The following is a 26,449-nucleotide window of genomic DNA, read 5'->3' on the forward strand; positions in this document are numbered from 1 at the left end:
AAGGCATCACTTGTCTAGAAGTTGAGTCTCGAGGATGGAAAATTTGACCCGCTGAGGGTGCCCGCTTACGCTGACGCAATGCGTTGGGATGCTCTGTTCGAAGACATGGAGGCGCAACTAGCCTCTGAACACCTGCTGGGACTTGAGTCCGAGATCTCAGAGCGGGCCCGAGTGGAGATCGCCGGAATCGAGGTCTCTGACAGGTTGCGTGGAGCAATCGGCAGGAAGATTGATGTGACGCTTCGCTCGGGGACGCTTGTGTCCGCGGCCCTGAGCCATGTCGGGAGCGAGTGGATGGTCCTGGACGAGGGGCGCCACCAGTGGCTGGTGCCGCTAGCGGCAGTACTGACGTATCAAGGTCTTGGCCGCCAAGCGCACGCAAGCCAATCGAAGGCGGCGCAACGCCTTGGCTTGGCCAGCGCACTCCGCATGTTGGCCCGGGACAGGTCCGAACTGGCAGTCCATCTCCTCGAGTCAACGTCGGGGGAGAGGGCAATGCACGGCGTCGTTGACCGCGTGGGCAAGGACCATTTTGATCTCGCCGTCATGATGCCGGGCGAAGTTCGCCGGTCCGGCAACGTTGTCTCCGTGGCGACAGTTCCGTTCCGGTCCCTTGCTGCACTGCGATCACTGCGGGGCCAGGACCTCTAGCTCGGGCGGCGACTCTCCGGCGCCTTCATACTTTCGGTGCTTGAGCAGCCCTTGGTGCTTGGGAGTTTTTGGGTGCTTGCCGGTGGTCAGGAGGACTTGGATTTGGCCTCTTGGATCATCCTGCTGGCCTCGGCATAGCGTTCCTCGATGTACTGCTCCAGCATCTTTTCTTCGACGCGCCACTGACCCCTGCCACCTACCTGAATGGCTTTGAGTTCTCCGCTTCGCACCAGGGCATAAGCCTGTGGTGAGTTGATTTGAAGCTGTTCGGCGACATCAGCCAAGGTGAGGAATCGGGGCATGCCTCCATTTTGCCACTGTTGAATCCATTTGCTGAGGTTATCCACAGTTTGACGTGATTTGACGCACTTGACTTTTGGAATCTGCCTGCATGCCGTCAGAATGAGGCCACTGAAGGCTACGGCCGACGAACTACGCAATTTGGGGAGCAGGGTGAGTGCAACTACCGCGGCCGCTGCAGCGCGGCTCAAGAAACCGTCATGGAGGGATCCGCGCCTTTTGGTAGGGATTCTATTGGTCCTGGCATCGTTGGCTGGAGTCATCGCCCTCGTTGGAACCGCGGACCGCACTATCCAGGTGTATGCGGCGCGCGAGCCGATTGCCGTGGGTCAGAGAGTCAGCAAGGACGATCTTGCGGTCGTCAAGGTGCGGCTAGACGATGTCGAGTCCAGCTACGTGACTCTGGCGGATGGCCTGCCCGAAGGGAGGGTCGCCGTCCAAAGAATCGCCAAGAATCAACTTGTCCCGCAGGAAAGCCTGGGAGCGGCCGATACGCTGAACCGCAAGCCTGTTGCGATCTCGATTCAGGAGTCCCTGCCTTCCCAGGCTGTAGCTGGATCCCGCGTGGACGTCTGGGTTTCGCTCCCTGACGCTCGTAACGGCTTCGGCACGCCGCAGCTATTGTTGCCCAGCGCGGAAATCGCCCAGGTTACCGAGGGCGCTTCCACGCTCGGCGCGTCCAAGGAGAAGGTAGTGCTGGTACTTGTGACCGACGAGCAGATGCCGAAACTTCTTGGCGCACAGGCGAACAAAGCGAAGGTTGCCGTGGTCTGGAACCCGGGCGGCGGCGGCAAATGAATATCCCCGTTGTCACCGTCGGGCAGTCACAGGAAGATTTGGTAGGGGGACTCGAGCGGCTCCACGGGCCGGTAACGGTCGTCCGCCGGTGTGGTGAACTCGCCGAACTGCTGGCCGCGTGCCAAAGCGGTCTCGCGCGTGCAGCGGTCGTAGCCGAAGGTACTGAGGAGCTGACGGCGTCGCTGGTCGACCGGCTGGCGGCCGTCGGCGTGTCCATTGTTGCCCTGAGCGACGACTCGGTGGAGGTGGCCCGCCTGCGCGGTCTCGGCGTCGTGACAGCGTCGTTGGGGGTGGATTCTGCGACGCTGGCTTCCAGTATCTTCGATTCAGTAGCCCAACTGTCCGGGCAGGGGAGCCGACGCCCGGGGGAGCGGGATTCCGGTTATGCGGACACGGCCGCGGAACTCCGCCCATCCGATGTTGAGGAAGCAGCGGAACCCGCGCCTGCAGGGGCCGGCCGGATCATCGCGGTCTGGGGACCCACTGGAGCGCCGGGCCGAACGCTTGTGGCCGTCAACATCGCCGCAGAACTCGCGGCCGAAGGTAAGCCCGTGATCCTTGTGGATGCGGACAGCTATGGGGCCAGCGTCGCGGCCTCGCTGGGCCTGCTAGACGAATCCGCCGGATTGGCGCAGGCCTGCCGGTTGGCCGACCAGGGGCTTCTGGACGCTGAATCCCTCAAGCGGATAGCCGCGCCTGTCTTCACCAGGTCGGGGAGCTTCCGCGTTCTTACAGGCATCACGCGGGCGGACCGGTGGACTGAACTCCGTGCCTCTGCCCTCTCCTCGGTGCTCGAACACGCCATGGACATTGCCGACATCGTTGTGGTCGATGCAGGATTTTGCCTTGAGGCCGATGAGGAACTCAGTTTTGACAGCATGGCACCCCGGCGCAATGCCGCCACTCTTCGCAGTATCGAACTGGCGGACACCGTGTACGCGGTGGGCGCAGCCGATGCCATCGGGGTTCCACGACTCGTGCGTGGCCTTGCAGAGCTCGAACGGGCAGTCCCGCAGGCGGCTCCCCTCGTGGTTTTGAACAAGGTCCGGGCAGCATCGGCGGGCCGGTCACCTGAACGCGAGCTTCGCGACGCATGGGAGCGGTACGGACCTGGCTCTGGCATCGAGGTGTTCCTTCCGTCCGACACTGAAGCCTGCGACGCCGCATTGCTATCCGGTGCCGTGCTCCTCGAAGCAGCGCCCGAATCTGCCTTGCGGCACGCAATCGCCAGATTGGTCTGTGCACCTGGCCAGCAAAACAGCAAATCCTCTGTCATTTATTCCAGAGCAAGGCGACGGCTAAAGCGTTAGGCTCGCCATGTGGGCTGCAAGGACGCAGCAATCGAGATGTGATGGAGGCGTTTGTCGATGTCGTCAGGATCCAGCGTGGAGGATCGTTCCAAACCTGCAGTAGTCCGTGAAGGATTCTTCGGTGACTATTACGAGCATCTCGCAGAGGAGGATGCCCGCAGATACGCTGCCGAGCAACTGACCTCAAGGGCAGAAGCGCACCGGGAAGTCGGGAAGAGCCGCAAACCGGGCACTGCCAACGTCAAGATCGCCAACGAGGCAGATCGCAGCATTCTGTACATCGCTACCGATGACATGCCTTTTCTCGTGGATTCGGTGAATGCCGAGCTCGTACGTCAGAACTGCGCCATCCGGCTCGTCATGCACCCGCTCTTCGTGGTTTCGCGTGATCACCTGACGGGCGATATCTCCGCCATCGCCCGGGTGCCTTCCAACATAGGTATCTCGAGCGGTGACACTGCAGCGATGCCGAATGTCGCCCACCTCATCGCGCAAGGCGACAACGTCTCCCATATGGAGTCCTGGATCGCAGTCGAGGTTGACAGGGTGGCGGACGACTTCCAGAAGGAACTCGTAGACGGAATCCACCGCGTCCTCAACGACGTCCGCGCCGCCGTCGAAGACTGGCCCAAGATGCGCACCAAGGCGCTGGAACTGGCATCGTCCCTGGACAGGGTGGCGCACCCCGAAGACATCGCCGAGCTCAGGCAAGCGCAGGACCTCCTGCGCTGGTTGGACAACGGCAATTTCACGTTCTTGGGTTACCGGGAATACGACCTCATCACCGAGAACGGTGAAGACGTCCTTGAGTTGCGGGAAGCGAGCGGCTTGGGACTCCTGAGGGCAGGGGACCACCCGCATCAAATCCAGCACCTCACCGACGCCGGACGCAGGAAGGCCCGCGAAAAGCGTGCCTTGGTCATCACCAAGGCCAACTCGCGCTCTACTGTGCACCGCCCCGCGTACCTGGATTACATAGGGGTCAAGAGCTTCGATCTTGCAGGCAACGTCAATGGCGAGCGCCGCTTCATTGGGCTCTTCGCCACCAGCGCGTACACCGGTTCCGTACGGAACATCCCCATTGTCCGGGAAAAGGTCGACGCCGTGCTCCGCTCGGCGGGTTTCCCGCAGGACTCCCACTCGGGTAAGGACCTCGTGGGTATTCTCGAGACCTACCCACGTGACGAGCTCTTCCAGATTGAGACCGACGATCTGGCCACGACCGCGTTGGGCATCCAGAGGCTTCAGGAGCGGCGCCGTACGAAGCTCTTCCTACGCCCTGATATTTACGGACGGTTCATGTCCGCACTGGTTTACCTGCCCCGCGACCGCTACACCACCAACGTCCGGCAGCGTATTGAACAGGAACTCCGGGAGACATTCGAAGCCGAGAGCATCGACTATGAAGCCCGCATCACGGAGTCCGCGCTAGCGAGGGTTTTCTTCCGCATCCGGCTGCCGCGTGAGGCGGAACTTCGCGACGTCGACGCCGGAGAGCTCGAAAAGCGCCTCGTCCGGGCCTCGCGGTCCTGGGCAGAAGGAATTGCGGAGGTGCTCCGCGAAAACAGGAGCGCTTCGGACGCCGAGGCGCTGTCCGCCCTCTGGACGGATGCATTCCCCGCTGGCTACCGCGTTGACTACGAAGTCGAGGACGCCCTTCAAGACATTGAGCGTTTCGAGAAGTACGGCGCCACGACGGATCGCGATGCCGTCGCCGTCCAGGCGGCTCCTGGAGTGCATGTCTACCTGCCCGATGGTGCCGGAGAGCTCCTTGAAGAGGATGCCCGCGTTAAGCTCTACCTCCTGGAACCCAAGAGCCTGAGCCAGATCCTGCCCTACTTCCACAACCTCGGCCTTGAGGTTCTGGACGAGCGGCCATTCGAAATCGAGACTTCCGACCACAGGGACTTCTTCCTCTACGACCTCGGCCTGAAGTACCCCGCCGGCGTCGACCCCGTGGCTACCGGCCGGCTCCTGGCGGATTCCTTCAGTGCTGCCGTGACCGGAGCGGTGGAATCCGACAGTTTCGACCGCCTGGTGCTCCGCGAGGGGATCCATTGGCGGCAAGTGGTGATGCTCCGCGCTTATGCGAAGTACATGCGCCAGATGGGGAACACCAACTCCTTCGAGTTCATTGCGGACACACTCCTCGCCAACCCCGAGGTTGCACGAGGCCTGATTGATCTCTTCGGAGCCCGCTTCGATCCTGCATCAGCTGACGCCGCGCGTCCGGCCCGCCAGGACACTGCCCGCGCCAGACTCGCCGAAGCGATCGACGAAGTCGCAACGCTCGACGCCGACCGCGTCCTGCGGACTTTCGTCAACCTCATCGAGTCGACGCTGCGCACGAACTTCTTCCAAGGCAAGTCCTACGTTAGCTTCAAGCTGGATCCGACCAAGATCGAGGGTCTGCCCTTCCCGCGGCCAAAGTACGAGATTTGGGTGTACTCGCCCCGCGTTGAAGGCGTGCACTTGCGCTTCGGCAAGGTGGCTCGAGGCGGCTTGCGGTGGTCGGACCGCCGCGAGGACTTCCGGACCGAGATCCTCGGCCTGGTCAAGGCACAGACGGTTAAGAATGCCGTCATCGTGCCCACCGGCGCCAAAGGCGGTTTCTTTGCGAAGCAGCTCCCCGATCCGGCAATTGACCGCGCAGCTTGGATGGCGGAAGGTATCGAGAGCTACAAGACTTTCATTCGCGGCCTGCTCGACCTCACCGACAACCTTGTGACTACCCCCGACGGCGAAAAGATCGTGCCGCCGTCTGACGTTGTCCGTCAGGATGACGATGATTCGTACCTGGTGGTGGCTGCGGACAAGGGCACGGCAACGTTCTCGGACACTGCCAACGGCCTGGCTGCCGAGTACGGATTCTGGCTGGGGGACGCATTCGCTTCCGGTGGCTCCATCGGCTACGACCACAAGGCCATGGGCATCACAGCCCGCGGCGCTTGGGAATCGGTCAAACGCCACTTCAGCGAGCTCGACCTAGACACCCAGACCGAGGAATTTACCGTGGTTGGCGTCGGCGACATGTCCGGTGACGTGTTCGGAAATGGAATGCTTCTCTCCAAGCACATCCGCCTGTTGGCCGCCTTCGACCACCGCCATATCTTCCTGGACCCGACGCCGGACGCTGATTCCTCCTTCGATGAGCGGCAGCGTCTCTTCGATCTGCCGCGTTCCTCCTGGGATGACTATGATCGCTCGCTCATCAGTGCAGGGGGCGGGGTGTTCCCGCGCCAGGCCAAGGTCATTCCGATCTCGCCGGAGGTCCGCAGCGCCCTCGGCCTGCCGGACGGAACGGTCCAGCTGAGCCCTCCGGAACTTCTGCGCGCAATACTCCTCGCCCCGGCAGATCTCCTGTACAACGGTGGGATCGGGACGTACATCAAGGCAAGCACTGAGTCACATGCTGAGGTGGGGGACAAAGCCAACGACGGCATTCGCGTGAACGGGCGCGAGCTGCGCGTCAAGGTTGTTGGCGAAGGCGGCAACCTCGGCATGACGCAACGCGGACGCATCGAAGCAGCACTGCAGGGCGTTATCCTCAACACTGATGCCATCGACAACTCTGCGGGCGTGGACTGCTCCGACCATGAGGTCAACATCAAGATCTTCGTCGACCGCATGGTTGCTGCCGGAAAACTTGATGCTTCCGAGCGCACATCCTTCCTCGCCGACATGACCGACGAGGTTGGGCGCCTTGTGCTCGAAGACAACATTGATCAGAACATCCTGTTGCTCAACGACCGCACACGCGTCGCCGAATGGAGCCCGAGCTACGAGCGCCTGATGGACTGGCTCGAGAAGTCTGCTGATCTCAAGCGGGACCTTGAAGCCCTGCCGACCACCGACACACTGCGCGAGAGGTTGGAACAGGGCCAAGGCCTGACGTCTCCGGAACTTTCCGTCCTCGCCGCATACGCCAAGATTGAATTGGGATCGGCATTGCGCGACAGCGACCTGGCGGACGATCCTTGGTTCCGTAAGACCATCCGCTCGTACTTCCCGAAGCAGCTCCGGGAACGGTTCGATGCCGAACTGGACACGCATCCCTTGCGTCGTGAGATCATCGCGACGGTGGTTGCAAACGACATGATCAACCTGGGCGGCATTACCTTCGCTTTCCGCACGATGGAGGAGACCTCGGCCACCGAGGTTGCCGTTGCGAAGGCGTTTGTCGCTCTCCGGGAGATCTACGAGCTCGACTCGATGGTGAGGGAGCTCAACGCCCTGCCGGCTTCGTTCCCCACGGAACACTGGAGCACCGTGCACCTCGACATCCGGAGGCTTCTGGACCGCGCCGTCCGCTGGTTGCTGAGCCAGGGTAACGCTTCAAAGGCGATCTCGGAGGTCGTTGCCGAGTTCAAGCCGATGATGGATCCAATGAGGGCTCGGGTGCTCGACTACCTGCGCGGTAGCGACAAGGAGCGGGTGACCGGTTGGCTTGAAAAGGCACGTGTGTGGGGCTTGCCGGAAATGCTTGCCCATCGCTGGGCTGAGCTTTTCGAGAGCTTCGTGCTCTTGGATGTAGCCAAGATCGCGCAAAGTCGAGAGGCCCGAGTGGAAGATGTCAGCAACGTCTACTACACGGTATTTGACCGCTTCCATGTTGATTCGCTGCTCGAGCGGATCACCGCACTCCCGCGGGACGATCGCTGGCAGGCGCTTGCCCGTGCAGCTCTGCGAGACGATCTTTATTCGACCGTGGCGGACATGACGACGTCGGTGCTCGAGTCAACCGACGCCGGTCTCGACGCCGAAGCCCGTTTGCGGGCTTGGGAGGACCTCAACGCCGAGCAGTTGGGCCGCGCGAAGAGCATGTTTGACGAGGTGAACGCGCTGGAGGCAGACGACATGGCTTCGCTATCGGTAGCATTGAGGCTCTTGAGGTCAATCGTTCGACGCTAGGCAGAAACCCGGCGTTACATGGAGGTGCAGTGGCAATCTTTACAGACCCCATCAGGGAGCATGCTGATTTCGGGCCTGGAGATGCCGAATGGCTGCACCTCCTGGTCGGCGACTGGCAGATGGTCGCCGACCTTGCGTTCGCGGACTTGGCTCTATGGTTTCCGCATCCTGAATTCGGCTACATCGCGTTGGCACACGTCAGGCCGTCGACGAGCCACACGGTGTTTCATGCGGACTTCGTGGGGGAGGGCATCCGATCGGATCTGCAACCGATAGTCGACAAGGCATGGTCCAGCCGTTCAATCGAACGCTCTAGTGAAACGAGCTGGAGCAGCGAGATGGCGTTGCGGGTTGAAGCCGTGCCTATGGTCAGGAACGGACGGACCCTAGCCGTCGTCACGTCGCATATGGACCTCTCCAGTTCACGAATGCCTTCCCGTCTGGAGCTGACTTACCGGCAGTGTGCCTACGATCTGCTGCGGATGGGAACCCTGGGGCTGTGGCCTGACTTCGCTTCACCTACGGGCTCTCGCCGAGGCGCGCCGCGTGTCGGCGACGGCCTGATCAGGCTCGACGCAGACGGCATCGTGCAGTATGCGAGCCCAAACGGTGTCTCCGCCTTCCGCCGCCTCGGAGAGGTGGAGACTTTGGAAGGGCGGTCCCTTGCAGAGGTAACCGCAGGACTCCTCAAAGACCGGCGCATGGTGGACGAGACTTTGCCCCTGGTTGTGACCGGCAGGATGCCGTGGCGGAGCGAGATCGAGTCCCGCGGCGTCAGCCTGTCATTGCGCGCAATTCCGTTGCGCGATGAAAAGCATCGTTTCGGCGCCCTGGTTTTGTGCCGCGACGTGTCAGAACTGCGACGCCGCGAGCTCGAGCTTGTAACCAAAGATGCCACCATCCGTGAAATCCACCACCGTGTCAAAAACAATCTGCAGACAGTGGCTGCCTTGCTGCGCATGCAGTCGCGACGCATGGTCAGCGATGAGGCGAAGCAAGGCCTGGAACAGGCAATGCGGCGGGTCGCGACCATTGCGCTAGTGCACGAGACCCTTTCGCAGGGGCTCACGCAGAGCGTGGACTTTGACGAGCTGATCGGACGCCAGTTCCGGCTCTCGGCCGAAGTAGCGTCCCCTTCCCAGCATGTCCGGACCGAGCGTTCAGGTCTTTTCGGTGAATTGCCGAGCGACTTTGCCACGCCTCTCGCTCTGGTCATCAATGAGCTCGTGACAAACGCCGTGGAGCACGGCCTCGAAGGCCGGGCGGGCACAGTATGGCTGATAGCCGATCGTTCGACGGGAGAGAGCGGCGACGAACTCCTGACCGTGACGATTGCCGATGATGGCGTTGGGCTGCCCGAGGGGTCCTACACGGAAGGCCTCGGCCTTCAGATTGTGCGGACGCTTGTCACGAGCGAGTTGGGGGGCAGCATCCGGTGGATGCCCCGAGATGGGGGTGGCACCGCCGTCGAGATCGTCCTGAGCTTGGTGCGAAGCTGACGCCAGGAACACATCATCGGTGTGCTGGTAGCCCGGCGAGACATACAAGGATGGCCCGGACCTCTGGTCCGGGCCATCCTTGTATGTTCTTTTAGCTGCGGGCGGCGTGTTCTATCGCCTCCAGGCGTTAGGAAGCGCGGCGTGCCCGGGCGGCGCGGCGCTTGAGTGCGCGGCGCTCGTCTTCGCTCATTCCGCCCCAGACGCCGGCGTCCTGGCCCGATTCGAGAGCCCACTGAAGGCATGTGTCCACGACAGGACAGCGACGGCAGACACTCTTCGCTTCTTCGATCTGGAGAAGCGCAGGGCCGGTGTTGCCTACTGGGAAGAAAAGCTCCGGGTCCTTGTCAAGGCAGGCTGCGCGGTTACGCCAATCCATGCTGATCAGTCACTCCATTCGTGAGTACTAGTTAAGCCTTTTGTGAAAATATTCACGAGAGGCTTCATAGGAAAGGGGCCCATTGGGCCCCCTTGGTCGTCTCAGTCAAGCGTGTCATGTTAACGCCATGTAAACAAGGGGTTCGAGACTTTGAAACCGTGAGCGATACATCACATTGGGTGGCGGTCTACTCACAGGTATTCGACTATGTCCGGTAGTGTGCCAGTGTGTCAAGACCCCCTCTGAACCCCGCCCAGGACCCTACCGTGCCCGGCGACGATGGCCAAGGGACCAGCCACAACAACGCTGCTGTAGCATCCGGCGGAGGAAGGCGTCCCAAAGGAATCGTTGTTATTTCGATTGTGGTTGTGCTGGAAGCCCTCGCACTCTTGACCGCGGCGGCCCTGTACATCTACCAGCTGGCGATCGGGGCGCCGGTGTCCTCATTCTGGGGAGCGGTATTTACCCTGGCCCTGCTCCTGGCCTTCTCGGCGTGGTTGTTTGCCGTGGGCCACTTTTTGTTCCGTGGCTATCGCTGGACCCGCGCGGCGGCGTTGGTTGCCCAGTTGTTCGTGCTGACGATCGGATTTCCCACCATAACTGGAGGGCTGCTTCTTGCCGGCCTCGCCATGGTGGTGCCGGCGTTGGCCGTGATTGTCCTTCTGTTCGACAAGCGGGTTATCGCTTTTGCGTCCAGAACGAGCGGATCCCGGGCCGCGCTCTGACCCTTTTCGCTCCGGCATGGCGCTTCATTCTGGAGCGGCGATCTGTACCGGGCGCGTTCTTCCGTTCTCAATCAGGACAGCACGGCCTGGTGGGGGTGCCTGTTCGACGTCGACGCGTACCCCGAAGAGTTCCCCATCGGTAGGCGACGTCCTGCCAAGGAGGATCCCGCTTCCGTGGGCTCGGGCCAGGGATGCGATGGGCGTCCGCTGCATCAGGGCCGGGCTGTGCCCGGCAGTTGCCACGACGGAGAATCCCATAGTGGGAAGTTCGGCCAGGAGCAGGCCGGTTGCGCTGCTCAAGTGTTCGGCATCGTCCACCAGAAGAATGGTGCCGGTACCCACAAGCTTGCTGCATTCATTCCTGCGGAAGTCCGCCCAGAAGGCATCCGGATCTGTACCTTGTGGCGGTGACCGCCATTGATGGCCTGGGTTGAGCAGCGGCAGCGCTGTGAGCAGCGACGACTTGCCGGATCCAGCGGAGCCAAGGGCAAGAAGGACTCCGGAGCGCGGGAGCGTGATCCAAACAGGTTCATGTTCGTCGCCTCCGAGCCCGAGCAGCACCGCTCTGCGCGCGCGGGCCGGAGTAGGAGTAGTGGCTTCGGTTCCGTGCTGGGCCACTATGTCCGAGACCCGGACGAACCGCGGCAACGGCTCCACCCGGAAAGGGCGCCGCGCAGGGTTAGGAGGTTCGCGGTAGGGCCACGCTGTGCTTGGCGGCGGTGCCACGAACTGGGCGACAGCCGCGCCGCCATCAAGGAAGTCCCCACTCACCATGGCTCTGCCCCGCAAAGGCTTTGTTGCCGCAAACCGCGGCCACGCCATTCGGCCCTCTTCCGTAGTGCCAAGGGGAAAGTATGCACGGTTGGGAATTGACCCGAACAAGCGCGAAGCGACCAGTTCCCGCTCACCCGTTACGAGAACCGTCAGTCCTGACTTCGGCCCGTCGCGGACTATGTCGTGGACGAGGTCCTCGGCCCAGGCATTCGGTCCCATCCGCAATTGGGAGAGCCAGGACCCCCAGCCGGAAATTACGAGCAGCAAAGGAACTTCTGCGGCGACAGCCGCCCGGGCTTGCCGCGCGGACATTTCATGCGCCAGCCGCTCCAGAATCCGGACACCCCTCTTTGCGTGGTTGAGGGAAGCGACGGCACCGACGCGCCCGCGGGCCGTAACGCCTGCAAAGCGCCGTCACCATCCAGGACATAGACGTGATGTTCCTCGGCACTTGCAACCAGCTGCGCCGTTACCGCACGGCAGGCGTCTTCGACTCCGCTAGCAGGAGAACCAACAAGTCCGAGATTCCCGTGCAGACGAGGAGTCCAGAGCAGGTCCGTAACTCGTTGTTGCGCGGGCACGTCGACTAAGCCAAGGTAGGCCGTTCCGACTTTCGCTTTCGCAGGCGCCGCATGCCTGCCCGCCGATGCGGCTGCGCTGAGGCATTGGTGTAACGAGATTGATTCAGGAAGCGCGTCCGCAACAGGTCTCCGGGGCGGTCTGCTTCCAAGGGTGTCCCAAACTTGGTTGATTCTTTCGATGATGGGACGGGCTGCTTCTGCAGGGGTTATCCCTGCACTCTGAATCTTTGCCTCGGCGATCTCAGATGAACCGCTGACAAGGAGCGACTCTGCCGCCGGCCGGGCCACGATCCCCGTCAGTGATCGAATTCCCTCGGCGTGCGAAAGTGCCGCCGACTGGAAAAGCTCAGCATGTTCTTCCCCTCGAACCAAATATGCCCGGCCAGGGAGGGACACCGGAATCGATGCCGCTGCAGGCGAGTTGATGATGTCCCTCGATTCCATCTCTGACTGGACGCGAAGAGCGATGTTCGTGGTGACGTTGGCCCGGATGTCAGCACTCAGTGCCCCCTGCGGACGCTGTGTTGCCATGATCAGATGGATACCCAAGGACCGGCCGAGGGTGGCGATCCGCATCAGTTCGGCCAGGGCAGCCGGGGCGTCTTCAACAAGCATCCTGAATTCGTCGATCACAAGTACCAACCGGGGGAGGGCGGGCAAACGGGCTCCTCGTACCTCCGGGATCCCATCCCCAGTCCAAGGGACCCTGGCCCAGTATGCTGGCAAATCAGGGACATTGGCCGCCGAAAGTAATCCCTCCCTCATCCGAACCTCGGCACGGAGTGACGCAAGGGTACGTTCCAATTCGTGTTCGCTGAGATCTGTGAGCATTCCGACGCATTGGGGCAGGTCGATCAATGGCCCGAGGCCCGAACCACCTTTGAAATCAACAAACAGGAAGTTGACTCGGTCAGGGCTGTGGGTCAGCGAGATCGCCGTAACGATAGTGCGCAGAAGCTCGGACTTTCCCGATCCCGTCGTTCCGGCCACAAGGAGATGCGGTCCGTCAGAAACCAAGTCCAGGTACCGGGGCCCGTCGGCTCCTTGACCGATGACCGCGGACAGGCCGCTGCTGTCTGAAGAGTCGCTCCAGCGGGCCGCGATACTTATGGGGTCGCTCGGAAGCAGTTCAGCGAGCATGCACGTAGAGGGGACAAACGACGCCTTTGCTGTCGCCAGAGCGGGAACGGCTGCAACCGAGCGGCAGTAGCGGTCAAAGACAGAGGACGGGACCAAGTCAGGATCAAATTCCGTTTCTGAACGGCGCGATCGGAGCACCGCGCGTCGGTTCCAAAGCTCGACAACGCAATGACCTTCAGGTCCGCCTGCCGCGCGTTGGAAGATTCTCCAGCCAGATTCGGCCGCCGCCTGCCGGAGGGAATCGTCGTCGGGATCAGGCTCGGACCCCACAAAAAGGAGTACTCCCGGTTCCCCGGTTCCCGCGGAGAAGATGGCCGCCGCTGACCGGATGTCCGTGGTCATCGTGACGCGGGGGAGGAAGCGGGCGCTGAACGGCAAATGGGAAATTGGGCCGTGGATGAGGATCGGGACATTCGCTGCGCTGGGGAACACCGCAAGTTGCATGAGCAGAAATCTGAACATGCCGTCGACCTTTGCTCCAGGTCCCGTGAAGGAAACGGCCTGGATGGTCGGGTCCAAAACTACTGGAACCGGGCCCAACTGGGGCGGCTCGAAGCTTGGATCGGGGGGATCGAGTGCAACCAAGGCGTTCTGCGTACAGGTGCCGAGCCGGAGCCAGACGTCATGGCAGCCTACCGCGCCTCGCGCCGTGCCGGTTCCTGGCAGTGTCAACTGCTTCCGTCCGCGTTCGTCCGAGACCGCTAAGGCAGATGATCTGACGGTAAAGGCCAGCTCTGCGGCGGAGGGTGAGCATCGCCGTCGTCGGGCCCTGTCTTGTTCCACAGCCTCTTCGAGTGCCGCGGCAAGAAGGCGGCGCTGCCGTCTTCCCGAAATCGCCGGAACGAGGACCGCGATGGCAGAAACTGCAGTGAATCCGAGGAACATCCACATTCCAGTGGCAAGAGCGATGCCGACTCCCAGCAGAAGCGGCAGCCCCGCAGTGAGGAGCAGTTGGATCCGGGATTGGGTGTCGCTGCGAGTCTGCACCAAGAGAGGCTCCGCGATGCTAAGGCCTGCTGTCCCCAGTGACTCAGTCCCGGATTCTCCACCGTCGAAGACTACCGACATGGCTGACCCGCCACATCGGATTCTGGACGCTGTCGAGAGGAAAGCGGAGCGGATTTTTCGTCCATCCACCAAGGTCCCGTTTGCGCTCCCATTGTCAGTTATCGTGACTGCTGTCTCTGAAATCGCAAGGGCAGCGTGGATTCGGGAAACATCAGGATCCGCGAGGGAAATATCAGCACTGCTTCTCCCGATGCTGTAACTGCCCCGTTCCAGCGGGACGATCAGGCCCGCAGAAGGTCCCGCATGGACTAGCAGCGACAGCGCTGCCGGCGCGCGTCTGGCGTCGGGGACGTCTTGTGCCCACGAATCCGCGCCGTCAACCAACACTGCTCCGGACATGAGTGGCGCGGCGCCGACGGTGAGATCTTTGAGTGGCCTCCCGTCGACCATCAGTTCCCCGGTTCCGAACTCTGTGGCGACCGCGGCCTGGACGAGGGCGCCTGAGCTGCCGTCGCCCACGGCGATGGCCAGCTCAATGGGTTCCGCTTGCCGAAGTGACCGCGGACCCCGGACAAGGGTGCAATGGAATGTCACTCTGTGTACGCTCCTTCGGCTCTTGCGACGGCTGTTCTTCCACGATATTTGCGATGAGAGTTGGATGTTCGTGATCAGTTGGCCTATGTGGAAAACCCTGCGCCCGCTGTTCAGAGAAGGGCGCAGCGGCAATTGGGCGCGCTATCTCGGGTAGGCTTGACCTGCAGCCAATGCACACCATTGGGCTGGCCATATTCGAACCAGGAGATTTTGTGACCGCTGACCTCGTCATTGTCGGGTCAGGCTTTTTTGGCCTGACGATCGCAGAACAGGCAGCCGCCGAGCTGGGCTTGAAGGTTGTTGTCCTCGACCGCCGGCATCACGTCGGAGGCAACGCATACAGCGAAACGGAAGAGCAGACCGGAATCGAGGTCCACCGGTACGGTGCGCACCTGTTCCACACTTCAAATGAACGGGTGTGGGAGTACGTCAACCGGTTTACAACCTTCACCAACTACGTTCACAAGGTGTATGGCGTCCATGGGGGCGAGGTCTACTCGCTGCCCATCAACCTGGCAACCATCAACCAGTTCTTCAGGGCCAACCTGACGCCCGGCGAAGCGCGGGCACTCATTCAGGAGCAGGCAGGCGAACTTGCCGGAACAGACCCGCAGAACCTCAACGACAAGGGCATCCAGCTGATCGGACGCCCCCTGTACGAGGCGTTTATCAAGCACTACACCGGCAAACAGTGGCAGACGGACCCCAAGGACTTGCCCGCTGGAATCATTTCCCGGCTCCCGGTCCGCTATAACTACGACAACCGTTATTTCAACGACAAGTACGAAGGCCTTCCGACCAACGGGTACACCGCGTGGATCGAGAAGATGGCCGAGCACTCGAATATTGAAGTCCGGCTCAACACCGACTTCTTCGACGACTCGCATGAATACTCCAAGGACAAAGTCGTAGGCAAAGTTCCAGTTGTCTACACCGGGCCCGTTGACCGTTACTTCGACTTCGTAGCTGGGGACTTGTCGTGGCGAACCATCGATTTCGAACAAGAAGTCCTCGATGTGGGTGACTTCCAAGGCACCTCGGTTGTCAACTACAACGACGACGACGTCGCGTTCACGCGCATCATTGAACCGCGCCATTTCCACCCCGAACGTGAATACCAGACGGAGAACACCGTCATCATGCGGGAGTTCTCCCGTTTTGCGGAAAAGGACGACGAACCGTACTACCCGATCAACACCGCAGATGACCGGGAGAAATTGTTCAAGTACCGGGATCTTGCAGCCGCAGAGAGGGACGTGCTTTTCGGTGGCCGGCTGGGCACCTACAAGTACCTCGATATGCACATGGCAATCGGTTCGGCGCTGTCCATGTTTGACAATAAGATTCGTCCGCATTTCGAAAGCGGCGCAGCAATTCAGAGCGGAGGAGTGGACGCGTGAGTAGCAGCAACACGCAGGTACTCCAGCGAGTCATCCTGCCTTCCGATGACCAGATCGACACAACTTCCCTGTACGTCGACGCCGGCCCGGCAAACGGCATCCGTTTGCGCGAAAACGATGAATTCGCAAGGAACCCGAAGCCCCCTGAGGAGAAACTTCACTTCGTCAGTTCGGGCAGCGAGGAAGTCCATTTCGAGGATGTCCTCTCCAGGAGTTCGGTCAGGCTCCGCGCGGGAGAGCAGCTTTCGTTCGGAACGTACTTCAACGCTTTTCCGGCGAGCTACTGGCGGCGCTGGACGGACCTACAATCGATCCGTCTCGTTGTCCGGACAACAGGCCACGGCACCGTCACCGTCTACAAGTCGAACGCGCGGGGCACTCTCCAGCGCGTTGACGGAGCCCGCGTACAAGGAACTTCTGTCACTGAGTTCGACCTCTCACTCAAGCCCTTCGGCGACGGCGGTTGGTACTGGTTCGATCTTGCGTCCAGCCGCGAAGACCTCACGCTCGATTCGGCAGAGTGGCAGGGCGCGGAACGCGACGGCAATCCGGGGAAGGTGACCCTTGAGATCACCACCATGAACAAACCGGACTTCTGCCTGAACAATGCCAGGATTCTTTCGGAGCATCCCGAGGTACTGGAACACGTCCAGGAAATCCTCATTGTGGACCAAGGAACACAAAAGGTCGCAGATCAGCCTGGCTTCGCGGAAGTCAAGGCTGCCCTCGGAGGCAAGCTGCGGATCATCGACCAGGCCAATCTTGGTGGTTCCGGAGGGTTTTCCCGCGGCATGTACGAGGCTGTGGAAAACGGGAGCGACTACGCCCTCTTGCTTGATGATGACGTCGTCATCGAGCCGGAGAGTATTTCCCGGTTGCTGGTTTTCTCGGACCATTGCCGCAAGCCCACTATCGTCGGTGGGCATATGTTCGATCTCTACAGTCGCAGCGTGCTGCACACGTTCGGTGAAGTGGTGGACCCATACCGCTTTGTGCCGGCCATGCCGCATGCGGACATGGAGATGAGGCATGATTTCAGCGTTGCGAACCTTCGGCAAACCCCCTGGCTTCACCGCCGTGTCGACGTTGACTACAACGGTTGGTGGATGTGCATGATCCCGACCGAGGTCATCCGCGAGATCGGGCTGTCCCTTCCACTCTTCATCAAGTGGGACGACGCCGAGTATGGGCTTCGAGCCCGTGAGGCGGGTTTTGCCACTGTGTCCTTGCCGGGTGCCGCAGTCTGGCATGTGTCCTGGATCGATAAGGATGACCTGGTCGGTTGGCAGGCATATTTCCATGGCCGGAACCGCCTCATTACGACGCTCATTTACAGCCCGTACAAGAAGGGGGGCAGGGTGATCCGGGAGTCGTTCCAAGCGGACGTCAAACATTTGGTTTCCATGCAGTACTTCACCGAGCACTCCCGACTCGACGCCTTGCGGGACCTATTCCTCGGACCTGACCACTTGCACCGTAATATCGCCACGAAGCTCGGCGAAATCAATGCACTGAAGTCCAACTACCCGGATGCTCAGATGCGCGAGAACGTGGACGACTTCCCTGCACCGGCCTTGGGCCAGGGGCCTTCCGGCCTCAACCCCATCGGGCTGCCCCACAAAAAGGACCTCGTCAAGTGGGGGGTCACCACGGTCGCCCGTCAGTTGTTGAAAAGGCCGGCGCCTGAGGCTGCGGAGCGACCCCAAGGTTTCCTTGCCCACCGCGACAACAGATGGTTCCGCCTGGCACACTACGACAGCGTCGTGGTCTCCAACGCCGACGGCACAGCTGCCTCTTGGTACAAGCGTGACCCGGAGCAGCTCAAGGCCATGCTGGCAGAAGCAGGAAAACAACATGCCAATCTCTATCGCCACTGGGAGGAGCTCGCGGAGCAATACCGGAAAGCTCTGCCCGAGATCACATCCATGGAAGCTTGGAAGAAGACGTTTGGCTTGGCCGACGGGGAAGGCCATTAGATGACACAACCCGTGACCGACTTGGTCCAACCGGGTCGCGGCCGCGGCATCATTGACGTCTTCAAACACAAGTTCCTGCTCCAACTGCTGGTCCGCAAAGAGATCAAGATCCGCTATCGCGGCTCTGTGCTTGGACTTCTGTGGTCGTATGTGAAGCCGTTAATGCAGTTCTTGATCTACTTCGTAGCGCTCGGAGTGTTCCTCGACATGCAACGGGGAACCCCCAATTATGCGATCTACCTTTTTGCGGGAATCGTGCTGGTCAATTTCTTTACGGAGTCCCTAGGCAACGCGACGCGCTCCATTGTGGACAACAGGGACCTCATCCGTAAGATCTACTTGCCCCGGGAACTGTTCCCGGTCTCCACCGTGTGGGTTTCGGCCGCCCATCTGCTTCCACAAGTTGTGGTCTTGGTCGGCGCCTGTTTGCTGAGCGGGTGGAGCCCATCAATATGGCAGCTTCTGGCCGTCGTTGGAGCTTTCATCTTGACCGCGATCCTTTCTACCGGGCTCGGTTTGTTGTTCGGTGCTGCGAACGTGTACTTCCGCGACTCCGAGAACATCGTCGACATGATTCTCATGATCGTCACTTGGGCTTCGCCGGTCCTTTATGTGTGGCCGATGGTGCAGCGCGTCATGGGTCCATGGTTCTTCCTGTACCAGCTGAACCCGGTGACAGTCGCCGTCGAAATCTTCCACTGGGCGTTTTGGTCACCCACGCTGAGCGCCGAGCAATCGGTGTCGATCTCCATGCCGCCGGACCTGCTCACCGTCTGGTTTCCGTCTGCCTTTGGCGTGGCTGCACTCGTCCTCGTGATTGGCCAGCTCGTTTTCATGAAGCTGTCCGTTCATTTTGCCCAGGAGCTCTGAAATGTCTGCACCCACGGAAGTCTCCGACAGCGTAGCGATCACGTGCCGGAATTTGCGGAAGAAGTTCGTGCTCCGGCACACCCGCAGCATGAAGGAAGCAATCGTGTGGTTGCTGACCGGACGCAAGGGGGACCTTTCCAGGAAGTTTGACGCGCTCAAGGACGTTTCGCTTGACGTTGAACAGGGCGAAACGGTCGCATTGCTTGGGCTCAACGGTTCGGGCAAGTCAACTCTGTTGAAGCTCATTTCAGGCGTGCTGCAACCGGATGAGGGAACCGTGCATACGCGGGGGAGGGTGGCCGGCCTGATCGAGGTCGGGGCAGGGTTCCACCACGACCTCAGCGGCCGCGACAACGTCTACCTCAACGGGGCCATCCTTGGGATGAGCCAAAGCCAGATCGATGACATGTTCGACTCTATTGTCGAGTTCTCCGAAATCGGAGAATTCATCGACACTGAGGTCAAGTTCTATTCCTCCGGCATGTACTTGAAGCTGGCATTCTCAATCGCGGTCCACACAGATCCTGAAGTCTTCCTGATCGACGAAATCCTGGCCGTGGGCGACGAACCGTTCCAACGCAAATGCATTGTCAAGATCAACGAATTGGCGGCGGCGGGCAAGACACTGTTCGTGGTAAGCCACGACCTGGATCTGGTGGCCTCGGTGTGCAAACGCGGAGTGTTGTTGGAACACGGCCAAATCATCATGGACGGCGAAGTGCACGCGGTAGTGAAAGAACTTCGACGGCGGTCGGCGGACTAGCCTACGGCGTGGCTCCGACAGACACCGCATCCGGACGCTAGCATTGGTCGCGATGCGGAGGGACGGTCCTCTGCCAGGGAATGCGGGGGCTCCTGATGGCGAAGTTCACGTCCGTGATGTCTGTTCTGCTAGTGGCGGCAGCAATGGTTCTGGGCCAAGGTGTGGCTTCGGCCGATCCCTCCCCAGGGTCTACGCCACCTCCGCCGGGGTTTGTTCAGCCGACAAGCCAACTTCCGCTGTCCGGCCAGTCGCCAGCGACCGGGGGCCCGGCGCCCTCTTCATCAACGCCGGAGCCCGGTCGACCGGCGGGCACGACCCCCAGTGACCCCACCCCGTCGAGGACAGCCTCACCTTCGACGGCCCCGCCAGCGCCCGCTCCGCCGTCGACGATTGCTCCGTCCGTCGCCTCCGCATCGATTCCTGTGCCCGGCCTGATCGGCTTGGAGCATCAACGACTCGGAGGTGATTCGGGACCACTGGGACCGGCGACGGCCGCCCAGGAATGCAGTCTTTCGCAAGACGGCTGCTACCAGAAGTTCACAAACGGCTCCATAGCCTGGACGTCGCAGACGGGCGCGCACATAATCACGGGCGCTATCGAGGTTTTGTGGCTGCAGCAAGGCGGCGTAGGGAGCTACCTTGCTTATCCTCTAGGTTCGCCAGAGTGCGCGCAATCAGGTAGCCAGTGCTCGCAGCGTTTCCAGCGAGGCAGTGTCTACGACGTCACGGGCCAAGGTCCGTTTCCCGTCTGGGGTGGTATCAACGCGACATACCAGTCTTTGGGAGGCGCCAGCGGCTACCTCGGCCTGCCTCAGGAAGCGGAGCGATGCGGTGTGCCTGCGGGAACCTGCACGCAGCATTTCCAGCGCGGGCTCATTTACTATGGACCGGCCGGAACGTGGCAGATCTGGGGCGCTATCGGCGGCATGTTCGATGCACTAGGTGGTTCCTCCGGATACCTGGGGTACCCGAAGGGCGCCGAGCAGTGCGGGCTTCCGGGTGGAGCGTGCGTTCAGCAATTCCAGCGTGGCGCTGCCTATTTCGTACCGGGGGCCGGGACCTTCCCCGTATGGGGTGCCATCAACGCACGTTACGAGGCGTTGGGCGGCAGCCGGGGCTACCTTGGCTATCCCGTGTCCGGCGAACAGTGTGCCTTACGCGACGGAGGCTGTTCCCAAGCCTTCCAGCGCGGGCGAATCTACTATGCTGCCGGGGCCGGTACGCAGGCGGTGTGGGGCGGATTGGGTCAGTTCTACGTCCTGCGCGGCGGACAAAGCGGCGCTTTGGGCTATCCCGTTACCGCGGAGGCTTGCGACAGCAGTGGATTTTGCAGCCAGTCGTTCCAGTTCGGCGTGTTGGAGTGGATTTCCGGTTTCGGTGTCAGATACCGACTGGTGTCTGAAGCGTACTGCCCGGCACTAAACGTCGGCGCCGTCAAATTCCCCGGAGGCGGGGCCGAGCGAGTCTCTTTCGCGGTGGCAGAAGATTACCCCTCGACAAGGGTTACTTTCATCACTTGTGTCCGTCAGGCCAACGGGAGCTATGCAAAGGAGTGGGGGGCCCTCGGCTCGGCCGGTGAGTCAGGCTTCGCGAGGCCGGGCGTGGCAACAGGGCCGACTTGGCAGAAGTATTCGCCGACTGGATCCTTCAGTGTCACGGAGGCATTCGGGCTCGGCAACCCGGGGACCGCCTTGTCCTACCGGACACTCAATCCGTTCTCGCGTTGGGGCGGCCAGCTCAACGGCAACTACAACGGGTATTTCGAATCCAGCTCAAGTGTCTTCCCGGATGAGAATATGTGGTACTACGCCACCAGGCCTTCCCATGACTACCGGCAGGGGGTTGTCATCAACTACAACCGCCCACCGGATTCGCCAATTGTCATGAACGCGGGTTTCGCGATCTTCCTCCACGGCAACAACCTGCCAACATGGGGGTGCATTGCCCTTAACGACGGCGACCTGTTGCAGTACATGCGCACCGCCCACACCGGCGACCGCTTCATCATGGGGGTGGCTTATGATGTTTTCAACTAGGCAGCTGCCGGCTGTTCTGTTCGGGTTGCTGACGCTGGCCGCTTGCTTGGCCGCCTGCGACTCCGGGCCATCCAAACCGTCAGGCGATTCCGCAGCCGGTCAATCGGCCATCAGCGCGAGCGCAAGTCCGTCGGCGTCCCAATACGCCACCACGCATGACGGCCGGACCATCCTGCCAGCGTTGCCGGAGGACTGCTCCAGCCCCACCCTGGACGCCCTGCGTGCCCGTCTTGGGGACGTTGCTGCCTCCATCCAGCCACCGCGTCCTGCGTTGTCGTCAAAGGACGGAGTCTCCGAGGTCACTTGCGCGTTTTCGCTAGTTCCGGTTGCGTCCGGCCAGATGCCGGATCCAGGTAATGCCGTAGTCCTAACCACGACTACAGTGGCTGACGCAGCGGGCTTGGAGGCCCTGGGACTCCCCAGGCTGATGATGTCCCCTGAAGCAGCCAAGGGGCCGGGAAATGAGGCATGGTTCGGGGTGAACAGGCTATCCGGGACCACGGAATACGTTGTGGAGTCCGTCAAGGGGCTTACAGTCACGCGAATTAGCCTGGCGGTGCCGACAACGACCCCTGAAGTGACAGACGCGAAAGTGCGGCTCGAATCCTTGCTGGCAGAGAGCTAAATCACGTGACTTGCGGCCCGGCGGCCGCTAAGAAGTGCCGCAGGCAGTCAGTTCATAGAGCCGCGCGTCGCCTTCCTGAAGAACCAATTTGACCGACGTGGAGGTTTGGAGATTCTCCAGGCCCGGAAAACTATGGCTGCCGCCGTGCACTTCCTTGCTGCCGAAATCCAGGACGTATTTCACTTTCGCGCTTCGGGCTGCGGCACACACTGCAGGATCGTGGTCTGCGTTACGCAGCTGCTGGTTGAGGAGCTCGACGTCGCGCGTGTTGCTGGTCAGGATGTGTTTAGCCGTGGTGTCCCTGTCGGCCAGCGCGTAGGCGAGGGCGCTGCCCGTCCACGGATTGACAGCAATAGTGGCATCGCGTGGGACTACAGCATCAAGTTTCGAAATGATTTTGTGTTCGTCTAGGGACAACAGGGGAGAATCGTTGTCCTCCGTATAGTTGTGGCGCGCTGAGGAGATGGCGCCGCCGAGCGGTGGCAACAGGGCGGCGGTTCCCGCAATTCCCAAAAGTCCAATGGCGGTCACGGCAATGAACCGGGTCCGCCGCCCGTTGGGCAGTTCCGCGAGCCGCCGTCTCACGGCGGCCCACAAGGCATCGAGCCCGACGGCGGCAAAAGGGATCGCGACAAGCGGCACCAGCGCAGCAAGGCGGTAGCTGTCGTTGTACCAAACACCTGTGAGAATCGCTCTGAGGCGGCTCACTGGGGCAGCCGAAACCACGACGAACAAGAACGCAATCACCAAGAAACATCCGACCATCCACGCTCGTTGTGGGCGCCGCAACGAGGCCAGTATCCCGAGGATCACCAGTATGCTGACGGTTATTGCGACCGGCCTGTCCATGGCTGAGGTGCTGATGATTTGATACACAGCCCGGATCGGAGACTGGATCGGCGGCCAGAAGGCTGCTTCTTCCGGGGGCCGAATGTACTTCCACAACACAACCACAACCCCCGCGAATACCAGTACTCCAGTGGTGGCCAGGATCCACTCGCGCCGATGGGATCGATATCTGCGCTGTCGCAAATAGAACACGAGGTAGCGCTGCAGGAGGACGGGGATGGTCAAGGCAACCAGGGACATGAACCCGTTCGGATGGGCAAGTGCCAGGCCTGGTATCACGGCACAGGGAAGCCCGAAGCGGATCATTGCCGATACTTTGACGTCACGCGCAACGCCGAACAACAAGACCACGCTGCTGAGGGCCACGGGTAGGAGGGCGATGGCCAGGAAGTTCGGATAGAGGACACCGAAATCGAGTAGGAGCAGCGGAAAGCCGGAGAACAGTGCGGACAGAACCGCGGCAGCGCCGACTGCGAACGGCTGCTTTCCAATGAAAACTCTGGTGAGAAGCATGCAACCCGCAGGCCAGACGATGGCGGCAACTGCGATGTTCAGGACGTTTACGGCAATGGCAAGCGGGGCTCCGGTGACCAGGATCAGGAGGGAGGCGAGGTCATGCCAGGCAGCCGGATAGAAGTACGGCGGATTATCGCCGCTCGCCATCTTCGACATCGTTAGTGAAGAGGCATTTCCGGTGTCCAGGATGAAGCGTACCCCGTTGAGGTGAAAGACGTTGTCAAACGTCTGCGAGATGCTCGAAGGGGTTCCAAACGCTATTGTTATCTGCGCCACAAGGATGGCGGCGCCCACGATGAAGGCAGCCACCATCCAAGGCCAGGAGCGGTCCGGCCGCCACCCTGACTTGAAGGTCTTGAAGACGGTTCGGCCTTGGGCGATGACGCGCAATCCGAATATGAAGGTGGCAGCCAGGATGCTGACCATCAGCACGGCGACTGGGGACCACGGGATTGCGGCGTACGGTAGCAAGACCGCGCTTGTTGCCGCAATCGTCACCGTGATAACGGGAGCCACAGCGGCAAGCATGAGTCCCCGAAGTCCGGCAGTCGCAGCCACGACACCGCCGGGCAGCATAAGGATTACCCCCGCGGCAAGCAGCAGCGGTACGGTGTCGGGCCAAGTCACGCTAGATGGTCTGGTCCAGGAGTCCCAACAGATATGAACCGTAGCCGCTCTTGACGAGCGGTTCCGCGCGTTCCCGAAGCTCGTCGTCGTTGAGGAACCCTAGCCGCCACGAGATTTCCTCGGGGGCGCCGATCTTGAGACCTTGGCGGTTCTCCACGGTGCGGATGAAGTTGGAGGCGTCGCTAAGATCATTGAACGTGCCGGTATCGAGCCAGGCGGTGCCGCGGGGGAGGATTTCCACCTGCAGCTTGCCCTTTTCAAGGTAAGTGCGGTTGACATCGGTGATCTCAAGCTCGCCGCGCGGAGACGGCTGCAGGTTCCGCGCGATGTCGATGACGTCGTTGTCATAGAAGTACAGGCCGGGGACGGCGTAGTGGCTGCGGGGCTTTTCCGGCTTCTCCTCGAGAGAGAGTGCCTTGCCGTCGTCGTCGAACTCGACGACGCCGTACGCCTTCGGGTCCCTGACCCAATAGCCGAAGACGGCTCCGCCGTCGATGTTGGCGTGTCGGCGCAGCTGAGTGCCCATGCCTTGCCCGTAGAAGATGTTGTCTCCAAGGACAAGCGCCACGGTGTCATCGCCAATGTGGTCGGCGCCAAGAATGAACGCTTGCGCCAGCCCATCGGGGGACGGCTGCTGGACGTAGGTGAGGTTGACGCCAAACCGGGAACCGTCTCCGAGGAGCCGCTGGAACTGGTCGGCGTCATGCGGGGTCGTGATGATGAGGATATCCCTGATACCGGCCAGAATCAGGGTCGAGAGCGGGTAGTAGATCATTGGCTTGTCGTAGACAGGAACAAGCTGCTTGCTGATGCCAAGTGTGATCGGGTGAAGCCGGGACCCAGTTCCACCGGCCAAGATTATTCCACGCATGGGCCCAATCTTTGCGCACTGGAACTGCAAGGGCAAACCAGCGGCCCGCCCAAGCATGGGCAAGGGCTGCGTCGTCGAGCCGGCAGCAGCCAGCTCTCAGGGTAGAATTGGCGGTCTGGACAACGTCGCGAAGGAAACCCGGAATTGAGCACAGCAGTACTGAAGCCGAACGCAATTCCAGCCCCGATGATAGGAAACCGGCTTGATCCACGTGGAAACAGCCTGAACCTGATCCGGCTAGTTCTTGCATTCATGGTGCTACTGGCTCACAGCTGGCACATAGTGGGTGACGGAAACGGTTGGGGATTCCGTGGTGAAAACCTTGGAGGGTGGGCTGTTGCAGGTTTCTTCGGCATCAGCGGCTATTTGATTACAGCCAGTAGGTTCAGCAACAGGATCGGACCCTACCTGGTCCACCGCGTGGCCAGGATCTTCCCGGCGTTCATCGTGTGCCTCGTCGTAATGGCATTCGGGTTCGCGCCGATCGCCTATTTGATTCAACATGGTTCCCTGCAGGGGTTCCTCCACACTCCCACCACACCGCTGAACTCGATCTTCGCCAACATGACGCTGCATATCGTCAGTTATGACATCGCGGGGACGCCAGCCGGTGTGCCCTATGCGAAGGCATGGAACGGGTCGCTTTGGACTCTCTATTTCGAATTCTTGTGCTACTTGTTGGTCGCACTCATTGGCTTCCTACCGCTTTTCAAGAAAACTCCGTGGCCAATGATCGGTGCCTTCGTGCTGAGCGTAGTGCTCTGGGCCAACATTGACGCCTTGAAACCCTATCTGCAGTCGAACCTGGATTTTGAGCTCGCTGCTCGCTTGGTTCCGTATTTCCTTGGCGGCGCCGTCGTACAGGTGCTGAGCTCCCGGATAGGCATCCACAAAGTCGCAGGGCCGGTGGCGATCGTTCTCGCGGGACTGTCCATCTTCCTCGTGGATGGATTCGGTGGCCAACTTGCGGCTCCGTTCATTGCCTACGGCCTCCTTTGGATCTCTACATGGTTGCCGCAACCGGCATTCGTGGCACAGCACGACATCTCCTACGGTGCCTACATCTATGCGTTTCCGGTTCAACAGTTTCTAGCCGTGTTCGGTGGCTACCATTGGGGCGTCTGGTGGTTTACCCTCGCCGCCACTGCATGTACTATTCCGTTGGCCGCGGCCAGTTGGTTCTTCGTGGAGCGGCCGGTCATGCGGCGCGCGAAGAAGAGCGTCTAGCGCTGAGTTGACCTATTGGGGC

General features: G+C 61.0%; 19 protein-coding genes and 1 pseudogene. 14 read left to right on the top strand and 6 right to left on the bottom strand.

Going from position 1 to position 26,449, the window contains the following annotated elements:
• Positions 1-57: 57 nt before the first annotated feature.
• Positions 58-651, top strand: coding sequence for a hypothetical protein (locus tag OW521_RS19190; RefSeq protein ID WP_326493979.1), 594 nt, complete (start codon positions 58-60; stop codon positions 649-651).
• A gap of 86 nt (positions 652-737) precedes the next feature.
• On the opposite strand, the gene OW521_RS19195 is transcribed toward OW521_RS19190, so the two are convergent.
• Positions 738-953: a helix-turn-helix domain-containing protein gene (locus OW521_RS19195; protein WP_268021148.1), complete on the bottom strand. Its 216-nt coding sequence runs from the start codon at positions 951-953 to the stop codon at positions 738-740.
• Positions 954-1,104: 151 nt separating this feature from the next.
• Between OW521_RS19195 and OW521_RS19200 the strand changes: the two genes are divergently transcribed.
• From OW521_RS19200 to OW521_RS19215, 4 genes are read left to right on the top strand one after another with little or no spacing between them, the layout of a single operon-like run.
• Positions 1,105-1,749 carry an SAF domain-containing protein gene (locus OW521_RS19200; RefSeq protein ID WP_268021149.1) on the top strand — a complete coding sequence of 215 codons (645 nt, stop codon included), beginning with the start codon at positions 1,105-1,107 and terminating at the stop codon, positions 1,747-1,749.
• Positions 1,746-3,059 carry an AAA family ATPase gene (locus tag OW521_RS19205; protein ID WP_268021150.1) on the top strand — a complete coding sequence of 438 codons (1,314 nt, stop codon included), beginning with the start codon at positions 1,746-1,748 and terminating at the stop codon, positions 3,057-3,059. The genes OW521_RS19200 and OW521_RS19205 overlap by 4 nt, the downstream gene beginning before the upstream one ends.
• 57 nt (positions 3,060-3,116) lie before the next feature.
• Positions 3,117-7,970, top strand: coding sequence for an NAD-glutamate dehydrogenase (locus OW521_RS19210; RefSeq protein WP_268021151.1), 4,854 nt, complete (start codon positions 3,117-3,119; stop codon positions 7,968-7,970).
• A 29-nt stretch (positions 7,971-7,999) separates the two neighbouring features.
• On the top strand, positions 8,000-9,469 hold the full coding sequence (locus OW521_RS19215) for a sensor histidine kinase (protein WP_268021152.1): 1,470 nt from the start codon (positions 8,000-8,002) through the stop codon (positions 9,467-9,469).
• Between the two features lie 127 nt (positions 9,470-9,596).
• On the opposite strand, the gene OW521_RS19220 is transcribed toward OW521_RS19215, so the two are convergent.
• A complete protein-coding gene (locus OW521_RS19220; RefSeq protein WP_003804966.1) occupies positions 9,597-9,845 on the bottom strand; it encodes a WhiB family transcriptional regulator in 249 nt (82 codons plus the stop codon).
• A gap of 344 nt (positions 9,846-10,189) precedes the next feature.
• Between OW521_RS19220 and OW521_RS19225 the strand changes: the two genes are divergently transcribed.
• The gene (locus tag OW521_RS19225) at positions 10,190-10,570 is read left to right on the top strand and encodes a hypothetical protein (protein WP_442781282.1); all 381 of its coding nucleotides are present in this window, start codon (positions 10,190-10,192) and stop codon (positions 10,568-10,570) included.
• A 24-nt stretch (positions 10,571-10,594) separates the two neighbouring features.
• On the opposite strand, the gene OW521_RS19230 is transcribed toward OW521_RS19225, so the two are convergent.
• A complete protein-coding gene (locus OW521_RS19230) occupies positions 10,595-11,656 on the bottom strand; it encodes a hypothetical protein (protein WP_268021154.1) in 1,062 nt (353 codons plus the stop codon).
• Complete coding sequence (locus OW521_RS19235) at positions 11,599-14,667, bottom strand: FtsK/SpoIIIE domain-containing protein (protein ID WP_268021155.1); 3,069 nt, start codon at positions 14,665-14,667, stop codon at positions 11,599-11,601. The genes OW521_RS19230 and OW521_RS19235 overlap by 58 nt, the downstream gene beginning before the upstream one ends.
• A 212-nt stretch (positions 14,668-14,879) precedes the next feature.
• Between OW521_RS19235 and glf the strand changes: the two genes are divergently transcribed.
• The 7 genes and pseudogenes from glf (at position 14,880) to OW521_RS19265 (ending at position 22,337) form a co-directional block, all read left to right on the top strand.
• On the top strand, positions 14,880-16,067 hold the full coding sequence (glf, locus tag OW521_RS19240) for a UDP-galactopyranose mutase (protein ID WP_268021156.1): 1,188 nt from the start codon (positions 14,880-14,882) through the stop codon (positions 16,065-16,067).
• The gene (locus tag OW521_RS19245; protein WP_268021157.1) at positions 16,064-18,043 is read left to right on the top strand and encodes a glycosyltransferase; all 1,980 of its coding nucleotides are present in this window, start codon (positions 16,064-16,066) and stop codon (positions 18,041-18,043) included. The genes glf and OW521_RS19245 overlap by 4 nt, the downstream gene beginning before the upstream one ends.
• A complete protein-coding gene (locus OW521_RS19250) occupies positions 18,044-18,913 on the top strand; it encodes an ABC transporter permease (RefSeq protein WP_265977134.1) in 870 nt (289 codons plus the stop codon).
• Between the two features lies 1 nt (position 18,914).
• Complete coding sequence (locus tag OW521_RS19255; RefSeq protein WP_265977135.1) at positions 18,915-19,676, top strand: ABC transporter ATP-binding protein; 762 nt, start codon at positions 18,915-18,917, stop codon at positions 19,674-19,676.
• 143 nt (positions 19,677-19,819) lie between these two features.
• Positions 19,820-20,413, top strand: a pseudogene (locus OW521_RS24455) (LGFP repeat-containing protein); the annotation flags it as partial.
• Between the two features lie 96 nt (positions 20,414-20,509).
• Positions 20,510-21,712, top strand: coding sequence for a L,D-transpeptidase family protein (locus tag OW521_RS19260; RefSeq protein ID WP_268021158.1), 1,203 nt, complete (start codon positions 20,510-20,512; stop codon positions 21,710-21,712).
• Positions 21,696-22,337 carry a hypothetical protein gene (locus tag OW521_RS19265; protein WP_268021159.1) on the top strand — a complete coding sequence of 214 codons (642 nt, stop codon included), beginning with the start codon at positions 21,696-21,698 and terminating at the stop codon, positions 22,335-22,337. The genes OW521_RS19260 and OW521_RS19265 overlap by 17 nt, the downstream gene beginning before the upstream one ends.
• A 27-nt stretch (positions 22,338-22,364) precedes the next feature.
• Here OW521_RS19265 and OW521_RS19270 read toward each other — a convergent pair whose 3' ends face one another.
• Both OW521_RS19270 and rfbA read right to left on the bottom strand, forming a co-directional pair.
• A complete protein-coding gene (locus OW521_RS19270; protein WP_268021160.1) occupies positions 22,365-24,329 on the bottom strand; it encodes a DUF6541 family protein in 1,965 nt (654 codons plus the stop codon).
• 1 nt (position 24,330) lies between these two features.
• Complete coding sequence (gene rfbA / locus OW521_RS19275; RefSeq protein WP_268021161.1) at positions 24,331-25,200, bottom strand: glucose-1-phosphate thymidylyltransferase RfbA; 870 nt, start codon at positions 25,198-25,200, stop codon at positions 24,331-24,333.
• 144 nt (positions 25,201-25,344) lie between these two features.
• On the opposite strand from rfbA, the gene OW521_RS19280 reads away from it, so the two are divergent.
• The gene (locus OW521_RS19280) at positions 25,345-26,427 is read left to right on the top strand and encodes an acyltransferase family protein (RefSeq protein WP_268021162.1); all 1,083 of its coding nucleotides are present in this window, start codon (positions 25,345-25,347) and stop codon (positions 26,425-26,427) included.
• The last annotated feature ends 22 nt before the right edge of the window (positions 26,428-26,449 follow it).

The sequence above is a fragment of the Arthrobacter sp. MMS18-M83 genome, from assembly GCF_026683955.1.
Taxonomy (GTDB): Bacteria; Actinomycetota; Actinomycetes; order Actinomycetales; family Micrococcaceae; genus Arthrobacter.

Excerpts from the sequence above, each read along its gene's own strand:
- OW521_RS19250 (WP_265977134.1), top strand. The coding sequence starts at position 18,044 with ATGACACAACCCGTGACCGACTTGGTCCAACCGGGTCGCGGCCGCGGC.
- OW521_RS19265 (WP_268021159.1), top strand. The coding sequence starts at position 21,696 with ATGATGTTTTCAACTAGGCAGCTGCCGGCTGTTCTGTTCGGGTTGCTG.
- OW521_RS19210 (WP_268021151.1), top strand. The coding sequence starts at position 3,117 with ATGTCGTCAGGATCCAGCGTGGAGGATCGTTCCAAACCTGCAGTAGTC.
- OW521_RS19230 (WP_268021154.1), bottom strand. The coding sequence starts at position 11,656 with ATGTCCGCGCGGCAAGCCCGGGCGGCTGTCGCCGCAGAAGTTCCTTTG.
- OW521_RS19255 (WP_265977135.1), top strand. The coding sequence starts at position 18,915 with ATGTCTGCACCCACGGAAGTCTCCGACAGCGTAGCGATCACGTGCCGG.
- rfbA (WP_268021161.1), bottom strand. The coding sequence starts at position 25,200 with ATGCGTGGAATAATCTTGGCCGGTGGAACTGGGTCCCGGCTTCACCCG.
- OW521_RS19205 (WP_268021150.1), top strand. The coding sequence starts at position 1,746 with ATGAATATCCCCGTTGTCACCGTCGGGCAGTCACAGGAAGATTTGGTA.
- OW521_RS19220 (WP_003804966.1), bottom strand. The coding sequence starts at position 9,845 with ATGGATTGGCGTAACCGCGCAGCCTGCCTTGACAAGGACCCGGAGCTT.
- OW521_RS19195 (WP_268021148.1), bottom strand. The coding sequence starts at position 953 with ATGCCCCGATTCCTCACCTTGGCTGATGTCGCCGAACAGCTTCAAATC.